Source organism: Brevibacillus sp. HB1.2 (genome assembly GCF_013332495.1).
Taxonomy (GTDB): Bacteria; Bacillota; Bacilli; order Brevibacillales; family Brevibacillaceae; genus Brevibacillus; species Brevibacillus porteri.
In genome coordinates this window covers 173,794-192,549 of sequence record NZ_JABMIU010000003.1, presented here as the reverse complement: position 1 = coordinate 192,549, position 18,756 = coordinate 173,794, and the positions used below count along the sequence as shown (strand labels likewise).

The window sequence follows — 18,756 nt, the reverse complement described above, 5'->3', positions numbered from 1 at the left end:
TCTGTAAAATTTGTTTCAAAACTTTTACGTGTATTTGCACAATCTTTACTCCTTTTCGAAAACAGGCAAGATTCCAAGCAATACGTAAAAATCATGCAAAAACTAGTAAAAAAGATGAACAACCTTGTTCGAAATATTCACTACAATTAACATAGACAGCTAGACTGGACTCTCATCCACTACATGCAATATAGAGAAAGGGCTGATTTCTAGTGATGCAAGCTTTTTGGTTAACCAACGTTCGTCTCGATAAAGGATTTGAAACAGGTGACGACGGCGTCTTTCACACAATCTCAGAAATCTGTCATTTGAAGATCGAAGACGGCAAAATCGCAGAGATCGTATCGGCGAGCGAACCACTCGACACCACTTTACCGCAAGAAGATGCAAAAGGTTTATTGGCCCTCCCCTCTTTTGTCGAGAAGCATAACCATCTGGATAAAACGTATGCGGGCGCAACCTGGAAATCTTGCCTCCCTCCGAAAAAATTGATCGATCGCTTGGAGTTCGAAGCAAAAGAAATGCCGCTGATGACTGGGACGACCAAAGAACGCGCACAAGCAATGCTCCAGTGGCATATCAAAGGCGGTGCCACACATGTGCGCACACACGTCAACATCGATCCATACATCGGCCTGAAAAACCTGGAGGGTGTGCGTGCAGCCCTGGAAGAATACAGCGATCGTCTGACGTATGAAATCGTCGCTTTCCCGCAGCAGGGGCTCCTGCGCACACAAGCAAGCTCCTTGATGAGACAAGCGATGAAGGAAGGCGCTACATTGGTTGGGGGATTGGACCCGGCTGGGATTGACAATGAATTGGAAGGCTCCTTGCGTGAAATGATGGACATTGCGGTGGAAGCAGATGCGGATGTCGATATTCACCTGCATGATCCGGGGACACTCGGCTTCTATACGATCAAAAGACTGCTCGATTTGACTGAAGAAGCTGGCTGGCAGAACCGTATGGCGATCAGTCATGCCTTTGCGCTCGGAGACGTGTCGATGGAGGAAAGCTCGGACATGGCAGACCGATTGTCCCAGCTGGGAACGATGATTATGACAACAGTTCCGATTAATCGTGCCATGCCACCTGTTCCGATGCTTCATGCCAAAGGCGTACATGTCGCACTTGGTTACGATGGATTCTACGATTCGTGGTCGCCATATGGAACAGGCGATATGCTGGATAAGCTAAACCGTCTGGTCGAGCGCTACCGTTGGGTCGATGAGAAATCATTGGTGCAATCGTTGTACTTCATCACCGGAGGAAAAACAACGCTCGATAAAGATGGCAACCGTGCATGGCCAATGATTGGCGACGATGCAAGCATCGTGTTTGCAGAAAGCTCCTGCTCTGCGGAAGCGATTGCGAGAAAATCTCGTCGGGCTGCTGTTATGTTTAAAGGGAACATTGTGCATGGTGCTTTGGAGAGAATGGAAGAAACAAAGTAGTCATGTGGATACGAAGGCTTCGCTGATTTTTCAGTGAAGCCTTTATTGTTTTGGTCTAAATCGAGCCTTTGGTGGTGGGGAGAAAAAAGAAGAAAACGCTCAAGTTCTTGGGCTACCTCCTAAGGGGTCATCCCTGCCCAGCTCCATGGAAAAAAAGAAACCCGCGTCCAAAGTCGCGCCTCTGCGAAGTATTTCAGAGGTGGACGCTAAAGGCAGGTTTCTTTTTTTCCATTGCGCTTCGGTTGGTATCCCAAAGGCTTTCGCTTATTTCTTCTTTTTTCTCTTACCAGCTTGGGTGTTTGTCCCCGCTTAAAAGCTTTTTTATAACCAAGCCTTTTTTAAGAGCTTTACACCAAGTTGGATTTCATCAGTTGATAAATTACTGAAACCAAGTTTGATGATTGGGTGATCGGTTTTGTTTTTAATGAAATAGAGTGAAGTAGGATAGACTTTCACTCCCTGAAGGGAAGCTTGTTGAATGAGCCATTCTTCTGAACGCTCCACGTGTACTTTGACTAATAAGTACAATCCAGACTGCTCGCCAATGATAGAAATATGTTGTTTGAAATGCTTCCTTAATTCACAAACGAAGTGCTGCATTTTTCGTTTATAAACAAGGCGCATGCGTTTAATATGGCGATTCCATTCCCCTTCTTCCATAAATTTCGCCATTGCGAATTGGCTAAGTAGTGAAGTGGTGCTCTCGAAATGTGCGAATTGATTTTTATAAAGGTTGATAAGCGGCTGTGGCAACACCATATAACTTAAACGAATTCCTGGCAGAAAGCACTTCGAGAAATTCCCGAGATAAATCACCCTTGTTGAATCGATGGAAGCGAGAGCCGGAAATGGTTGTTGAGTATAGCGATATTCACTATCATAATCGTCTTCGATAATATATCCTTGCCTATTTTTTGCCCAATGGATAAGGGTATGCCTTTGTTGAATGGACATGCTTACCCCATATGGACTGTGATGGGACGGCGCCACATAAATCAATCGTGATTTCATTTGTTCCAAGTGTGAGAAATCAGCACCTGTCTCATAAACGGGTACTGTTTCCAGTGCAAAACTATTTAATTGAAAAGCTTCCCTAGCGCCATCATAACCAGGATCCTCCACAATCACGCTAGAAAAATCATGTTTCAGGACAAGACCGAGATACACAAGCATTTGTTGGGTACTACTTCCGATAATAATTGCATCTGGTTCTGTTTTCACTCCACGAGACTGGAGTAAATATGCTGCGATTTGCTCACGTAAGCTCCATTCACCAAAAGGTTCCCCGTACCGAAAGCTGTCCTTTGCCGTTAATACTTGATTCGAAATCCTCCGCCATGTTTTTAAAGGGAAATGCGATTGATCGACGACGTCTGCGCGAAAATCTATACGAACAGGTGATACCTGCTCTGTTTGTTTGTGAGTAAAAGAACGGCGAGCCTCTTGAAATAAAACAGGCTCTAACTCATTTACAAAATAACCTTTTCGGCCCTCTCCACGAATATATCCTTCCGCAACAAGTTGTTCATACGCCATTAATGTTGTATTACGGCTTACATGTAAGGAATCTGCAAGTTGACGAATGGAGGGCAATAGCTCATCCGCCTTTATATCGCCTTGTTCAATAAATGATTTAAATTTCTCATAGATTTGTTTGTATTTAGGAGAATGATCTTTGAATGTAAAAATGGTATTTTTCATTACCACCCCTCCTGACATGTATATTTATTTGTTATTGTATCTTTTTTTATGTCAGTTTGTATCATACGCTTGGTTCAAATACACGTTGAAAGGGTGGTTACTGTGTACATTCCTAAGCAATATCAGATGAAACATGATGAGGCAGTTCAAATGATGAAGTCTAACCCGTTTGCTTTATTGATTACGGTTGATCAACACCGCCCGTTGGCTACGCACATTCCGTTGGAAATTCATGAAGAGGAAGGGAAAATCTATGCGACTGGGCACATCGCATACGGAAACATGCAGAAGAAAACCTTGGATAACGATAGGGATGTTTTGCTTATTTTTCAAGGACCGCACGCTTATATTTCGTCAAGCTGGTATGAGAGTGAACAGGTTCCCACATGGGACTATCTCGCTGTACATGCGTATGGGACAGCGCGTATCCTTACGAAGGATGAACTGAAATCTGCTTTGGATTCGATGCTTACCCACTATGAATCTCACCGGGAAAATGGTCGGCTCTGGAAGACGTTTGATCCTGAGCTGCTTGAGAGAGAAATGAAAGGAATCGTTGGCTTTGAGATTGAAATCACCTCTATTCAAGGGGCAGCCAAAATGAGCCAAAATCGCAACAACACCGATTATCAATCGATTGTGGCAGAGCTTGAAAAATCAAATGAACAAGGGGAAATTCAGGTTGCTCAGTGGATGCGTGGGCAACGGAAAGAGTTATTTAAATGATCAGCCTATAGATACAACAAGGAGTTGCTTCTTATGGAATTTTCAACTATTTGGCTATTTGTCATTGCCGCTTCTACATTGTTAATCATACCTGGACCAGCCGTGTTCTATATTATGGCTAGAAGTATCGATCAAGGGAAGAAAGCGGGTCTGGTATCAGTTCTAGGAGTGTCTCTTGGTGGTTCTGTTCACGTTTTAGCTGGAGCAATTGGAGTTTCTGCGATCCTTATGACATCAACAACAGCCTTTCATATCGTGAAATACTTGGGTGCTGCTTATCTTATCTATCTGGGGTGTAAGACTTTATTTTCTAAAGCTGATAGAACAGATTCCGAAATTCCAAAAGCCCCTCGCAAAAAATTACGAAAGATATTTTACGAATCAGCGCTTGTAGAGGTAATGAATCCTAAGACAGCCCTCTTCTTTTTAGCCTTCTTTCCGCAATTCATATCACCTACTGCTGGGTCAGTCACCGTTCAATTTTTGCTTTTAGGAACGATATTTATTATCCTAGCTTTTGTTAGCGATGGTCTGTATGCCGTTCTCGCAGCAAGTATGAGAAAGCGGATTGTGAGTAGTACGGCGAGTTCAAAGGTAGTGAATCAGATAACTGGTTATTTTTATATTGCGCTAGGGATTTTCTCCGCCTTTGCGAGCCCCTCCAAAACATAAGAATGGAGAGATAGGATATGCCTAGATTTATCATCGAAGATGATTTTTGGTCGTTATTTCCGCATGCGAAAATAGGTATCGTGATTTGCCAGGGAATTGATAATTCAATGAGGGACGTTGAAATCTACGAAAAGCTGCTAAAGGAAGCCGAGAAAGACGCGCATAAATTCTTAAGTCTAGAGGAATTCAGTAGTAATCCTGTCATTTCCGTTTGGCGAGAAGCTTTTCAGAAATTCAAGACAAAGAAAGGCGCAAGGTGTTCGATTGAAGCTTTATTAAAAAGAGTCAAAAATGGCAACCCCATCGGAACAATAAACCCGCTTGTTGACATCTATAATTCCATTTCATTGCGTTATGGACTTCCGTGTGGTGGAGAAGATATCGACACTTTTGTAGGCGATATTCGCCTGACGCAGGCAAATGGCAACGAACCGTTTCTCCCATTGGGACAGGATGAAAATGCTCCGCCCTATGAAGGGGAAATTGTTTATAAAGATGATGACGGTGCCATATGTAGATGCTGGAATTGGCGTGAAGCTCAGAGGACAATGCTAACAGAAAACACGAAAAATGCATTCCTCTGTATTGAATTAATAGATGAATCAAGAAGTGATGAATTCCATATGGCGCTAAAAGAATTGTCTGATTTAGTGCCACATCATCTTGGTGGTATGGTGAAGATGGAAGTGTTAGATATCAGTCAGAAGGAAATGACCATCTTTGAGTAAGGTCAAACGGTAGCCAAATGCATTGGCTGCCGTTCTTAAAACATTCCATTCTCATTGGGGGAATCATCCGGTATGGCCTGCCCTACATCCCAGAATTCGACGATCTGGTCGTTATGAAAACGGAAGATATGGACCACAGCTCCGCCAAGATCCTCTTGGTTTTGCTTCACATGGGAATGGACCGCAACGATATCCCCCTCTTCGATGGACCGTTTCACTTCGAGAATCTTATGAGGATTCTTTGCGGCGTTCTCTTCCATTGCGAGCATAAGAGAATGAGCATCGCCACGGAAAAAGGGATTATGATGGTGGAAATTCGGACCTGTGTATCTTTGGTATGCTTCTCGCACATTCCCCGACGCTACCAGTTGCAAAAACGACACCGCATTCTCTTTGAGAGAAGTCTTCATAACAAATCACCCTTTCTCTAAATAAGATACCCGATCGTACAACACGTCTATCTATGCCCAACTTTTTGCATGTTGTAACGTTCTAGCAATAAACTCCCTCATTTTGCCTGCTACGTTGAGGTATAATAGTTCAAAGCAAAGGGGGCGGGAACCTGTGGAGTGGTTAATCGGTCTGGCCTGTAGCGCTGGGATTGCGGGGGCGGCTTATGTAAAACGGTCGCTGTCCGGCTCCGGCTTTTTGGCGGCAGTGATACTGGGCACCGTGATGTACGCACTCGGTAGCCCTATCTGGTTCGGCTCTCTCATCGCTTTTTTTGTCTCGTCCACCTTATTGTCCAAGTGGAAAAAGCATAAAAAGCAAGAGGCCGAGAGCGGTTATGAGAAAACAGGGAGACGCGATGCCGGCCAGGTGCTAGCAAACGGCGGGCTCGGACTCCTGATATGTGTAGCAAATTGGGCGTGGCCGCATCCGCTTTGGTGGTACGCGTTCCTCGGCGTGATGGCGGCGGTCACAGCCGATACATGGGCAACAGAAATCGGCGGTTTAAGCCGCAAGCCTCCGCGATTGATCAAGACGGGTCAGCGTGTTCCACCCGGCACTTCTGGCGGTATTTCTGGCCTGGGCATGGGTGCTTCGCTGGCTGGTGGCCTATTTATCGGCGGTGCAGCGTGGTTGCTGCTTGCGCTACCCAGCCAAACCGCGCCGGATGTGATCACCCCTCCCCTTAGACTGGTAGCTTGGATCGGCATAGCAGGACTAGCGGGCATGATAGGGTCACTGGTTGATTCATGGATCGGTGCGACTTGGCAGCAAATGTACCGTTGCGGCGCTTGCGGTCGTGAAATCGAGCAGGCTCGTCACTGCGGCAAGCCAGCCGTGCGAATCCGCGGTCGCGCTGGTTGGAACAACGATGCCGTCAATGTCGCTGGCTCGCTTGCAGGTGGTGCTTTCGCCGTCTTATTGGCGCTGGCAATCGGCTTATCTTTTGACCTATAAAGAAACGGAAAGACTTCGTATCACAAAAACGATACTGAGTTTTTCCGTTTCTTTATTTTGGGGCACATGTGTTGGCTATTTTCGTCACTTTCTTCGCATTGTGTACCATTTTTGAGACGCACGCCCAAAGTATGAAGCCAACTAGGAGAAAGCCGACATTCATGCTGATGACGCCTCCCCATCCGTATGCGGACCAAAACAATCCTCCGAGTGTTCCTCCTACACTTGAACCCGTATAGTAGAAAAACAAGTACAAGGAAGAGGCCTGTGCTTTGTTCTGTAAAGCAAGCTGTCCCACCCAGCTGCTTGCAACGGCATGAGCTCCAAAAAATCCAAAAGTAAAAAATCCAAGCCCTACTATCTTCATAAGGAGATTCGCTTCCCAGGTCAAACAGACGCCGATTAATGCAAGGAATAAGCTAATGAATAACAGCCTTTGCTTACCGTGACGATCGATTAATTTTCCTGTCCAGACAGAGCTGAACATTCCGATGATCATAATTAAAAACGTCCAGCTTATAAAGGTTTGGCTGAGTGAATAGGGTTTTTCGAGCAATACATAACCGATGTAATTGAACAACGCTACATTACTACCTAAAAGTAAAAAGCCGATGACAAATAAACAAATGAGACGTGGAGCCTTTAGATGGTCTATTAAAGACAGACCTAACTTTCTAATGACGAATGGGCGTGCTTTGAAATGTTGTGAAGGTGGTAAGGTGTTCCAAAAAATCAGTGTGGCAGCTAAACTTATGAGACCAATTCCCCCTATTGCGATCTGCCAGCCGAAGTAGTCACTCATCATTCCTGAGAAAACCCTGCCAAACACAGCCCCAATTGAATTGCCGCATATATAGAGACCCATAGCCGCTCCCAGACTTTTGGATTCGATTTCTTCTCCAAGATACGCCATCGCTATGGAGGGTAAACCGGCCAATGAAATTCCTTCAATCGTTCGAAATACGAGGAGAACATGAAAATTCGAACTGAATGCTGTGAGAATACAAAACACAGAGGAAGCGAGCATGGAAACGATCATGATTGGCTTGCGTCCCCATACTTCAGACAACGAACCAAAAATGAGCATACTGACGGCAAGAACCATTGTTGTAATCGAGAGGGAAAGGCTTGCTGTCGTTGGACTAACCGCAAATTCTTTTGAAAATTCCGGCAATAAAGGCTGTACGCAGTAAAGAATAGCAAACGTATTGAAACCAGCGGCAAAGAAAGCAAAGCTGGTTTTGCGGAAGAGTGGCGTGCCTTGTTGTATCATGTGATCACCATATCATTTCAGGATGATTATGGTTTCATGGTATCACCATTTATCTATGATGTATAATTCATTATAATCATGTTTTTCATGCATTTATGTAATGAACAATCCGAACGGAAAGTGGTGCTTTCGAATGGAATGGCAACAGTTCGAATATTTTCAGACACTGGCAAGAATCCAACACGTGACACATGCTGCCAAAGCTCTCTCAATTTCCCAGTCTGCCCTCAGTCGTTCGATTGCCCGATTTGAGGATGAAGTAGGCGTGCCCTTATTTGACCGTCAGGGACGTTCGATTCGGCTCAATAAATATGGTCATCTCTTTTTAAAGCGAGTCGAAAATATGATGAAGGAATTCCATGAAGGAAAACAAGAAATCATGGATTTACTTGATCCAGATAAGGGTGAAGTGTCTCTTGGGTTTCTGCACACGTTAAGTACCAGTCGTATCCCTGATTTACTGGCTTCTTTTCGCTCCCACTACCCAAACATTCATTTTCGACTCGGACAAGGTCCCTCCCATACGCTTATGAATCAGTTGCAAGGAGGAGAATTTGATCTTTGTCTACTAGCTCCTATGGATATGAAATCTCCCTTTGTATGGAAGCCGCTTTGGAATGAAGAGCTTTTTGTGATTGTCCCGAAAGACCACAAATATGCAAATCGCACCTCGATTACGTTGGAAGAGATTGCAGATGAATCATTTATCCATTTAAAAGCAGGGTACTCCCTTCGTATTACCGTCGAGCAATTGTTTCAAGAAGCAGGCATTACACCTCCGATTACATTTGAAGGAGAGGAAGCAGATACCGTTGCAGGACTAGTCGCTGCTGGACTGGGAATCTCCCTTTTGCCCAATTTAAAGGGAACGGACCAGAGTAAGATCACACAAATCCCTGTCAAAAGCCCGAAGTGCCAACGTACCATTGGCATTGCTTGGGTAGAAGGGCGATATTTATCACCTGCCACTGAAAAATTTAAACAATTTGTGATGAATCATGCCTGCGATTTTGAATAGGGATGGGTGAACCTACGACTCCCCCCTTTGCCTTGATTCCCGTCGCCAACTCATCAGTACCAAAGACAATGCGATTGTCGTGAGGATAATGCCAAGCGCTTGCAACCCCTCGGCGCTAAACTTATCTCCCATTACAATGCCGATCAACAACGAGGAGAGAATGGTTCCCAAGTATCTGGAGGTTTGAAATAATCCGGATGCTACTCCGATGATTTCTTTTGGAGAACTTTTGAACAAGGCTGCTTGCATTCCTACATTGTTTAACCCGTTGCTAATACCGAATGCTGCTAACGCCACACATACACTAATCACATGTGAATCTTGATTGGACGTCACGAGCCACAATGACCCAAATGTCATAAGAATGGCGGATGCGAGCAATGCAGGCCGAGGTCCTGATTGATCAATCCATCTTCCTGCTAGTGGAGACACCACAAGTGAGCATAAACCTAAGCTGAGCATGAGAATTCCTGTATGAAACTCGCTGACATGACGAACCATTTGCAAGTAGGACGGAAGCCCGAAAAAAAGCGAATAAAAAAGGACGTTCACGAGCATGAATTCGATATTGACCCATGTCATAGCAGGATACTTGGCGAATGTCCGTAGAGGTATAAACGGAGAAGTCGTTTTTAACTCATGTCGTACGAAAGCCCCCAGTGTAATGAGGCCGATCCCTCCAACCATGATATGCCACCATGAGACATGCCCCGATGATTTTACTGACAGTAATCCAACGAGCGATGCAACCAGACCCACTGCGAAGAGCACGATCCCTGTTGCATCTATCAAATCCAACCATTTTCGAAAGGACATGTTATGTGCAACAGATGCTGCCGATTCATCCTTTGGAATCATCCTCCAGGCTACTAGCAAGCTCGCCACCACGAACGGAATATTAATGAGAAAGATCGCAGACCAGTCCCAATAATGAAGCAAGACCCCGCCAACAAAAGGTCCAATCGCTGCTGCTCCGGATAGGAATATGGACAGTACGGAAAGCGCAGTCGCTTGTTTCTCCGTAATATGAATTCGTACGATAGCCATTCCAACCGCAACCATCATGCTGGTTCCGATCGATTGCACAATTCGGAACACAATGAGCCATCCAAAGTTTGGTGATAATGGAGCCAATATTGAGGCTACGAAGGATACGACAAGCCCGGTAAGAAATATCTTCTTGCGGCCGAACAAATCGCTTGCTTTTCCCATAACAGGTTGAGCGATCGCACTCGCAATGTAGAAAGAGAAAATGATCCACGAGACAACCGTGAAGTCAAGACGATACACATCTTGCAGCCTTGGAATCGCAACCGAAATCATCGAAGAATTTAATGGGTTCAATAATATCCCCAGTCCAACGGAAATCATCAACCACCTGCTGTGAGCCCCCATTTTTTAGCCCCCTTAAGCGTTTTGATGATATCGTACTGGAAATCAAACATTTACTCCAACGCATTTCACGTTATAATTTCATTGATTGAAAGGAATGAATGGAGGGTGCTGAATGGAGCTTCTTCAACTGCAATACTTTCTCACGGTAGCTCGGATGGAACACGTGACCGAAGCTGCACGAAGTCTGCATGTGACCCAATCGTCCCTAAGCAAAACGATTCAACGATTGGAGGAGGATCTGGGAGTCCCGCTGTTTGATCGAAAAGGGAGAAAGCTGCGTCTGAATGAGTTCGGAAGCAAATTCCTCTGCCGGGTGGATAGAGCTTTGTTTGAATTGGAACAGGGGAAGCTGGAGCTTCGCGATTTGTCCAACCCGGAACATGGCACGCTTGAATTGGCGGTGACTACGGCAAGCACACTACCCAATATCCTTCGAGAGTTTCGGAAAAAGCGACCCGATATCCAGTTTCATGTACAAATGCTCACCACACAGGAAATGGTTACGCTTCTTCATAGAGGAGAGATCGATTTTTGCTTGTCCTCCCCTCCTATCCAAGAGGATGGCATTGAATGTCAAATCGTCTTCATTGACCCTATTCTCGTAGCTGTTCCAAGGGGACATCGATTAGCAGACCGAAGCATCGTATCTTTGACAGATCTAAAGGATGAATGGTTCGTCGGTGTAAAGAAAGGGTACGGGACACGCGATTTCGTAGACTCTATATGCAAGTCGGTTGGATTCACACCTAAATATGTGTATGAGGGAGATGAACCTGCAAGGCTAATCCAGCTAGTGGAATCAGAAATTGGCATAGCCTTCATACCAAGCACGGCAAGAGATTCTCGTGAACAAATCAAGTATCTTCGAGTAGAGAATCACGAATTGGTACGGGAAATCGCTTTATTATGGCACAAGAGTCGGTACATTTCGCGAGCTGCCCAAGACTTCCGTGATGTCGTTATCGATTATTTTGGGGATGTATGCAAACTTGAGAGGTGATGAATCATGAAGCTTCACGATTGTCCTACTTGTCATACCAACAGTCAAGAATGTATGATCGTCATCGAGAATGCGCTGCACCCTACATCTGAGAGATTAACGTGCAGGATATGTTCCTGGAGCGGAAAGTGGTCGGACATGAAAGTGCGCGAGATCCCAGATGAACCAATCCCGGGCGTCGAACCGATTACCGACTATGGTGTGCTCCATTCAGATCAAATTCGCCTTCGATATACAGGAGGTTGTTGCCCTCATTGTGGGGGAGATGATCCTTTATGCTGGTGCCATGCATTTTAGGTACAGGTGTATCCCACTAGCTGAACAAAAAACAGACACGTCACATTCACGTGTCTGTTTTGGTGGAGGCTACAGGCGCCTTTAGGATAATTCGATCTTCTTCCAGCTCAATTCGGAGCTTGCCGTCCGCTTGGATCGCCTGGAGGTACTCCATTGGGATCTGCAGCCTCCCCACCTGATCAAGCACCGCCAATTCCTCATGAGTGTCCTCGTTAGCTGACTCATCCGAAGACTCGGAAGTGTTTTCTTCTGTTCCTTTTCGCCGCAACAACTCGCTGGACGTTTTCCCATCCCTAATGGCTACGACACGATCTACTTTGCGCGCCAGCTCCAAATCATGAGTCACGATGACGACGGTTAGCCCAAACGAACGGTTCAGCTCTTGAAACAAATCGAGAATGATAGCTGCCGTTCGAGTATCTACACTGCCAGTCGGCTCATCTGCCAAAAGCAGCTTGGGCTCGTTCGCCAACGCGATCGCGATGGCTACCCGCTGTTGCTCCCCGCCGGAAAGTTCGCTCAGCTTGTTCTTTTTTCGGTGGCCCAGTCCCACCAGTTCCAACAACTCGTGGGCGCGTTCCCTTTTTCGCTTGCCCCGCAAAAGCATTGGCATCTCCACATTTTGCAGTGCGGATAGATACGGGATCAGATTGCGGGCGTTGTTCTGCCAAACAAAGCCTACGGTCTGCAAGCGATACTGAACCAGCTCGGAAGTCGTCAATCGAAATAAATCAGCTCCCGCGACGGAAAGTTTTCCTGCCGAGGGACGGTCCAGCCCTCCCAGCATGTTCAAAAGCGTTGATTTGCCGCTGCCGCTATTCCCAATGATCCCCATCAGTTCTCCGGTCTCTACACGCAAATCCAACCCTTGCAGCGCGACCACTTCCAGATCATTTGCCTTGTAAATTTTCACCAAATTTTCGCATACGATCATCTGATTAGTCCTCCCCCAGCTTTACGGCTTGATGGATCTGCATCCGTGATAGCAGAATACCAACGATCCCGATTCCGATCACCAGTGTCACGTCAATGAACGTATAAATGATTTGTTCATCTTGCAGCATCGAAATAACGGTAAAGGGAGGAACTTGCTTATCGGCATGTAAATAGAGACTAAGTGCAGGCAAAAACAGGCTATTTGCCAGCTTGCCCGCTGTCATTCCCATCGCAAAAGCGACACCAAACGTCAAGAGCTGCTCCCACGCAAGAATGGCAAGAAGCTGTCTGAATGGCATTCCCATCGCGCGGAACACGCCGTATTGCAATTTTCTGGCTCCAAGTGTAAGCACCCAGTACAACACATAGCCGATAAAGGTGACCAGCATGGAAAGCAGGAACCCAAGCGTCAGCGATCCGTTCAGCCCCAAATAAAATGCGCTGTTTTTCATCTGGATCACTTGCTGTTTGGCATTATTCAGCATGGCGAGCTTGACTCCCTCTTGTGACAGACCCTTGTACAGCGATTCAGAAGAGGCTCCCTCTTTCATCTTAATCCAAACCTCATAAGGCTCCAGACGCATCTTGTCTTGCACAAACGGGAGATTGGCGACTGCCAAATACTGTTCTTCCATACTGCTTCCATATGTACTTTTTACAGGCGCAGGATTCCATCCCGGCCAGTAATCCACGATAGCATACACAATCATTTCAACCCTGCGAGAATCCCCCCAGCCGAGCAGGATGGTTTGTCCCTCCACCACGTGCAGCTTGTCAGCGAGGCTGCGAGACAGCAATAGGGCGCGCGGTTCTTTTGCTATCAAATTCAAATAATCGTGGAAGTGATGCGGCAGCAAGTCAGACTTCATCCAAGCGGTCTTTGCAAACTCTTTGGGCTCGATCGCCATCAAGGTGACGTCCTTCACAGGATCGCCCCGAAAAGAAGCCTCCGCCAGGCCGTTCACAAAGACTTTTGTTGCATGCTCAACCTCAGGTAATCGACTGTACACTTCGAAATCTGGCTCTACATACTGAACGGGAGGAGCTGCAGGCGCTTGTTCCACTTCTGCTTCCTCACCTTCTTCCGCATTTCTTCCTCCCCGATAGACCGTTACTTCCGGTTTGTCGCTCTGCCACTCTGCCTTCAAACGAATATCCGCGCCGATTTGGTAACGGATTCTCTCTTCTGCATTTTGATTGATCGTCCGTGCCATGCTTGCACTGAACATTCCTACTGCGACCGTAATCGTCACAAACAGCATGAGAAAATGATACTGACGTGGAGCTCTCCCTACCTGAACCAGCGTCGTATGCAGAGAAAGCGGGAAGAAGGAGCGTCCTGCCCAAGACATCAGACGCAGGAGCCACGGGTACAACCGGAGAAGCAACAGGCCAAAACCGAGCGAAAACAGAACGGGCACAAAAAAGAGAAGGAAATCGATCGAGATCGCCGTAGCTCCTTCGCTCGTTTTTGCTGCGGTTTCAGCGGCGTTTTGATAGGAATACCATCCATACCACGATATCGCAAGCAGCAATACGTCGAAAAACAGCCGGTGCCAAATGGCGGATCCACTCATTCTCGCCATGTTTTGCTTGTGCGTGACGATATTTTGCCTGGTTGCCAGAAACACAGAAATCAAAACAAGTGTAATACAGGCAAGCACCATCCACGCAGCATACACGAATACTTCCGGACTGATCGTGACATCCAAACCTTTGCGATCGACAAATTCGAGAAATCCATTCGAGACGCCAAGGATCTTACTAAGCTGAATCCCCACTAAGGGACCGATCAGAAAAGCACATCCCCCAAGAATGGCGATCTCCATGAAATAAATAGAAAAAATCTGCATTCTGCTGGCTCCCCTGCTGCCCAGCACTGCGATTTCCGTTCGTTGCCTTTCCACAATTAATCCCGAAACCATCACGAGATAAAGGCCCAGCATAATGAAAATGGGGATGTAGAGTGACCAGAGAATGGTTTTGAATTGCTTCTCTTGCTCATTGTACTTGCCCACGAGACTAGCCGCCGGAAACTGAACGTTGATCTCCGCTTTTTTCAATCCATGCTGTTGCAGCTTCCCTTCGATTCCGGCCACCAATGAATTCAGCTTCTCTGTATCGCTGATCCGAAAAGATTGGTAGTGAAAGGCCGTATACATCTCGGTTGAAATGACCAGATTTTTCTCTTCCAAAAACACACTCCGAAAAAGTCGTTCATCCAATACGAAGCCACTGGAGTATTCACTGGTCGAAGCAAACCAATAAGGATCGTTCCCCTCTTTTTCCTTGAAAACACCGACCGGCTTGATTCGCACCTTGAGTCCTTCTACCTGGTTCGTGGTCAGCTCATACAAGCTGCCTAGCACCATCCGGCGGTCCTTTAACGCTTTTTCTGTTACCAGTGCTTCGTACACGCCATCAACGGGTGTTGCAGCAGGCAGGCGACCGTCGACAAGCGTCATATGCTGCGCAAGTCCGCTCAGCGAATAGATCCGCGAACTGTCGGAACTGAGCAAGCTCTTCGGCTGTATGTTTTCCTGAATGGCTTGAAACGGAATGGTCCGCAAAACTGTCACTCCTGCATACACCGGAACATCCAGTTCAGCGATTACTTCGTTTTGTAGATGAGCGGTCATTTCGTCTACAAGTACCGCCCCATTCTTTCCCAGTTTGTTTTGATTGACCGCGATCAGCAAGCCACCGGGGAAGCGGTTCACATTCTTCTGGTATTCCTCCATATCCTTGGTCAACATGCGTTGGAGTACCCCTGACGTGAATGCCGGTATACTCGATACCAATCCGACAGCGACGATTAGACCAATCAACAGACTGCCGACCAGCCAGCGGTTATTCATCATTTTCCGCAAGATCATTTGCAGCATCGCCACGACATTGTCCCCCTATTCCAAAATAACCAGTTGGCCTGCCGAAAGACCTTTGCGAATCTCAACCTCCGTCTGGGTCATGATACCGGTCTCCACGTCCACTTCCTTCTTGCTATTCCCGTCGAGCACCCGAACGTACTTCCTGCCTGATAATTCATGAAGTGCTTTTCTCGGTATAAAAAGCGTCTGATCCTCCTTGTCCACAATCACTTCAATACTGACTCCTGTCCCGATCTCTAAGCCCTTTGGAGGGATTTTCGGTGTAATGAGTAGACTTCTCTGATACAGCTTCGTCAAATCCTCTGGTAAATTGGAAGGGACATGCAGGGGCGTCTGAACAACTGTCCCCTCGCCTTTTTCGCCGTCTTTGCCCGAGAGAATCACTTTCATCCCTTCCCTAACATCTTGCAGCGCCTCTTTCTCGGGAGCGGTATACACCACGAACAGCTTGTTCGGATCGCCTATCGTTACCAACTTTTGATGCGCCTCCACCTCATCCCCTACCTGTTGATTGCTTACGAAAAGCACGATTCCGTCAATAGGCGAGATCAGCTTGGTCTCAGCCCAACGCTGTTGCAGATTCTTCAAGTCCATCTCTTTTTGCTTCACGTTCAGCCTGGCACGCTCCACCACGTACTGCTGCTTCTTGGGATCCTGCAATTTCGCCAAGTCTAGCTTAACCTTTTCCAATTCGATCTTGGCTAGCTTGGTCTCGTCTACCTTGGCATTCATCTCTGCCTTCAAAACGTCCAGCTTGGCGGATTCGACTTCGTAGTGATTATCCTGCTGGGCTTCAAGCAGCTCCAGCTTTGCCTTCTCCACTTCATACCGGGCCGACTCGATCGACCTCTCCATTTCAGCCGCATCCAATTCAGCAAGTACCTGTCCTTTTTTCACCTGATCGCCGCCTTGGACAGAGAACGACTTCAGCCGCAGTCCCTTCGTCTCTGGGAAAGAGAGCTCCGCCGTTTTCACGGTCGTGAAGGAGGCGTTTCCTTTCACACTTTTTACGATCGGCCCTTGTAAAACTTCTGCCACCTCGTATTTGATAGGCGACGGCTCCACTAATGGCGGAGCCAGAACCTCCTCTTCCTTAGGGAATAGGGAACAGCCCGTCAATAAAAGGAAAACGCTCAAGTACGCCCATTTTATTTTGCTATTCCTTGATACGACCGTCCTCCAATTCATAGACATCGTCCGCCACCTCCATTACACCAGGATCATGTGTCGTCATGACAATGCTCATAGCACCTTCATCGACCAGTTGGCGAAACAAACGGCTAATTTGCAGACCCGTTTTACTATCCAGCTCAGCTGTCGGCTCATCCGCCAATAGTAGTGTCGGCCTGTTCGCAACAGCTCTGGCAATCGCACAGCGTTGCTGTTCTCCACCGGACATCTCAAACGGCCGATGATGCGCCCGTTTGGACAAACCAACGATATCCAGCGATTCGCGAACACGCTCCCTCCATTCGGCAGCAGGCACCCCTGACAGGCGGAGTCCAAACTCGACGTTTTCAGCGGCTGACATCAGCGGCAGCAAACCAAACGACTGGAAGATAAACGCCATGTTCTTTTGCCTGATCTTCGTTCGCTCATGATCCGATAGCTGGCCGATTTCTCGTCCCTGAAAGTACACGCTTCCTGCCGTCGGACGATCGAGACCACCCAAAAGGTTTAATAGAGTCGTTTTTCCTGATCCTGATCTGCCTTTTAGTACGAGCAATCTTCCTGATTCTACGCGCATTTTTACGCCCGCAAGCGCTCTGACGGCAGTTGCCCCTCTACCAAAGGTACGTTCTACGTTTTTTGTCTCTGCAATGAACGACAAAATGACACCCCCAAAACATGTCTGAAAAATATGAGTTTTACTAATAGTAACTCAAATAAAATCCATTGTTTAATAAAATTGGAATAAACCAATATAAACGAAAATAAATTCCACGTTATGGCCACTATAGCCACTTACCAAAAGAAAAAAGGCAAAACCCTGTGGTTCTGCCTTTTTCTTCTTTCCTTTTCGATTTTACAAAGCCCCGGAAACAACATTACCACGGTACATGACCGCTTGACGCTTCGCACGGCGTGCAACTGCTTCTGCTGCCGAGGATGCGTGAACGAATACGATATCCGCCTCGTCGCCAACATTCGGCCACATGCGGCTGCCCTCTTTATCCAGCGGCGTCTTCCCGCCTGTAATAAAGCCCAGTGCTTGGGACAGTGAACGCTCATCCTGCATGCGGAAGCGCTCTGCCAAGCGACCTGCTTTTTCTAAGCTATCGCCTTGTCCAAATGGCGACCAGTGATCAGTAATACTGTCGTCTCCGAGAGAGACGGAGACACCTTTTTCATGCAGCAATGGAATGGGAATCGTCCCTCTGTTCACCGGTACGGTGGAAGTGATCGAAATGCCCAATCCAGCGAGCATTTCAGCTACTTCGCCTGCTTCTTCCAGACTGATGTCAGCAAGGGAGTTGGCATGGCTGATCGTAACGCGACCTTGCCATCCTGCTTCTTCGGTCATTTTAGCCAGACGCTTGAATGTAAACACCCCGAGATGATCCGGGTCATGCAAGTGTACGTCGATTGGAGCATTCGCTTCGACTGCCAGCTCAAAAATGGTAGCGAGCGATTTCTCGATGTTTTGATCCACTGTCGCCGGGTCTACACCCCCAACGTAGGTCGCGCCCATTTTCAAGGCTTGGCGGATGTTCTCCACTTGGTTGCTTCGCAGAAGACCTTGCTGCGGGAAGGCAACGACCTCGCACTGCAATCTGCCGCTGAAGGTCTCCAGGGCTGCCATAGTCGCTTCCAGGTTTTTAAGTCCGATGTACGGATCAATATTACAATGGGAACGAATATGGGTGGAGCCTGCGGACAGCAGCAATTCCAGCATTTTTTCTGCGCGCTCTTGTGCTGTTGGCAACAGCTTCGGCATGAGCTGGCTCTCTTCTTCCAGTCGACCCAAGATGTTTTTCACTGGTGTCACGGCTTTCCAAGGACCGCCATAGTACGTTTTATCGATGTGGATGTGCATATCCCTAAATGACGGCAGTGCCAACAGACCGCTGGCATCCTTCGTTGGCAGCTCGGTTTGTGGAGCAGCTCCACTCACGATCTGTGCAATTCGTCCGTCTTCGATTAATAGATGCGCCACTTCAGTATCTGTAGCAACCACCTTGTCGTTTTCTTTGCGGTATCCGCTCTCTAAGCGGAGGTTGGTAATCCAATAGGCTGTAGACATCTATCCATGACATCCTT

At 47.1% G+C, this 18,756-nt stretch carries 16 protein-coding genes; 7 read left to right on the top strand and 9 right to left on the bottom strand.

What is annotated here, in order from left to right:
* Positions 1 to 212 precede the first annotated feature (212 nt).
* On the top strand, positions 213 to 1,454 hold the full coding sequence (locus HPY28_RS09005; protein WP_173622353.1) for an amidohydrolase family protein: 1,242 nt from the start codon (positions 213 to 215) through the stop codon (positions 1,452 to 1,454).
* Between the two features lie 321 nt (positions 1,455 to 1,775).
* Here the strand turns inward: HPY28_RS09005 and pdxR are convergent, their stop codons facing one another.
* Positions 1,776 to 3,155, bottom strand: coding sequence for a MocR-like pyridoxine biosynthesis transcription factor PdxR (gene pdxR, locus HPY28_RS09000; RefSeq protein ID WP_174230437.1), 1,380 nt, complete (start codon positions 3,153 to 3,155; stop codon positions 1,776 to 1,778).
* Positions 3,156 to 3,257: 102 nt separating this feature from the next.
* On the opposite strand from pdxR, the gene HPY28_RS08995 reads away from it, so the two are divergent.
* From HPY28_RS08995 to HPY28_RS08985, 3 genes are read left to right on the top strand one after another with little or no spacing between them, the layout of a single operon-like run.
* Positions 3,258 to 3,881: an FMN-binding negative transcriptional regulator gene (locus HPY28_RS08995; protein WP_174230436.1), complete on the top strand. Its 624-nt coding sequence runs from the start codon at positions 3,258 to 3,260 to the stop codon at positions 3,879 to 3,881.
* Between the two features lie 33 nt (positions 3,882 to 3,914).
* Positions 3,915 to 4,553: a LysE family translocator gene (locus HPY28_RS08990; protein ID WP_174225712.1), complete on the top strand. Its 639-nt coding sequence runs from the start codon at positions 3,915 to 3,917 to the stop codon at positions 4,551 to 4,553.
* Positions 4,554 to 4,570: 17 nt separating this feature from the next.
* Positions 4,571 to 5,281, top strand: a complete 711-nt coding sequence (locus tag HPY28_RS08985; protein WP_017250993.1) for a B3/B4 domain-containing protein — start codon at positions 4,571 to 4,573, stop codon at positions 5,279 to 5,281.
* Between the two features lie 35 nt (positions 5,282 to 5,316).
* On the opposite strand, the gene HPY28_RS08980 is transcribed toward HPY28_RS08985, so the two are convergent.
* Positions 5,317 to 5,691 carry a nuclear transport factor 2 family protein gene (locus HPY28_RS08980; RefSeq protein WP_017250992.1) on the bottom strand — a complete coding sequence of 125 codons (375 nt, stop codon included), beginning with the start codon at positions 5,689 to 5,691 and terminating at the stop codon, positions 5,317 to 5,319.
* 154 nt (positions 5,692 to 5,845) lie between these two features.
* Between HPY28_RS08980 and HPY28_RS08975 the strand changes: the two genes are divergently transcribed.
* Positions 5,846 to 6,688 (top strand): DUF92 domain-containing protein, encoded by an 843-nt coding sequence (locus tag HPY28_RS08975; RefSeq protein WP_173622348.1) that lies wholly within the window; start codon positions 5,846 to 5,848, stop codon positions 6,686 to 6,688.
* 52 nt (positions 6,689 to 6,740) lie between these two features.
* On the opposite strand, the gene HPY28_RS08970 is transcribed toward HPY28_RS08975, so the two are convergent.
* Positions 6,741 to 7,961, bottom strand: a complete 1,221-nt coding sequence (locus HPY28_RS08970; protein ID WP_017250990.1) for an MFS transporter — start codon at positions 7,959 to 7,961, stop codon at positions 6,741 to 6,743.
* Between the two features lie 133 nt (positions 7,962 to 8,094).
* On the opposite strand from HPY28_RS08970, the gene HPY28_RS08965 reads away from it, so the two are divergent.
* Positions 8,095 to 8,979 carry a LysR family transcriptional regulator gene (locus tag HPY28_RS08965; protein WP_017250989.1) on the top strand — a complete coding sequence of 295 codons (885 nt, stop codon included), beginning with the start codon at positions 8,095 to 8,097 and terminating at the stop codon, positions 8,977 to 8,979.
* Between the two features lie 12 nt (positions 8,980 to 8,991).
* Here HPY28_RS08965 and HPY28_RS08960 read toward each other — a convergent pair whose 3' ends face one another.
* Positions 8,992 to 10,374 carry an MFS transporter gene (locus HPY28_RS08960; protein ID WP_174230435.1) on the bottom strand — a complete coding sequence of 461 codons (1,383 nt, stop codon included), beginning with the start codon at positions 10,372 to 10,374 and terminating at the stop codon, positions 8,992 to 8,994.
* A 112-nt stretch (positions 10,375 to 10,486) separates the two neighbouring features.
* Between HPY28_RS08960 and HPY28_RS08955 the strand changes: the two genes are divergently transcribed.
* Complete coding sequence (locus tag HPY28_RS08955) at positions 10,487 to 11,374, top strand: LysR family transcriptional regulator (protein WP_174230434.1); 888 nt, start codon at positions 10,487 to 10,489, stop codon at positions 11,372 to 11,374.
* Positions 11,375 to 11,717: 343 nt separating this feature from the next.
* On the opposite strand, the gene HPY28_RS08950 is transcribed toward HPY28_RS08955, so the two are convergent.
* The 5 genes from HPY28_RS08950 to HPY28_RS08930 form a co-directional block, all read right to left on the bottom strand.
* A complete protein-coding gene (locus tag HPY28_RS08950; RefSeq protein WP_017250986.1) occupies positions 11,718 to 12,605 on the bottom strand; it encodes an ABC transporter ATP-binding protein in 888 nt (295 codons plus the stop codon).
* Positions 12,606 to 12,609: 4 nt separating this feature from the next.
* Complete coding sequence (locus HPY28_RS08945) at positions 12,610 to 15,492, bottom strand: ABC transporter permease (protein ID WP_217444769.1); 2,883 nt, start codon at positions 15,490 to 15,492, stop codon at positions 12,610 to 12,612.
* 18 nt (positions 15,493 to 15,510) lie between these two features.
* Entirely contained in the window at positions 15,511 to 16,689 is a 1,179-nt protein-coding gene (locus tag HPY28_RS08940) for an efflux RND transporter periplasmic adaptor subunit (protein ID WP_174230432.1), read from the bottom strand.
* Positions 16,652 to 17,326 carry an ABC transporter ATP-binding protein gene (locus HPY28_RS08935; protein ID WP_106832967.1) on the bottom strand — a complete coding sequence of 225 codons (675 nt, stop codon included), beginning with the start codon at positions 17,324 to 17,326 and terminating at the stop codon, positions 16,652 to 16,654. The genes HPY28_RS08940 and HPY28_RS08935 overlap by 38 nt, the downstream gene beginning before the upstream one ends.
* A gap of 195 nt (positions 17,327 to 17,521) precedes the next feature.
* Positions 17,522 to 18,739: an amidohydrolase family protein gene (locus HPY28_RS08930; RefSeq protein ID WP_174230431.1), complete on the bottom strand. Its 1,218-nt coding sequence runs from the start codon at positions 18,737 to 18,739 to the stop codon at positions 17,522 to 17,524.
* Between the last annotated feature and the right edge of the window lie 17 nt (positions 18,740 to 18,756).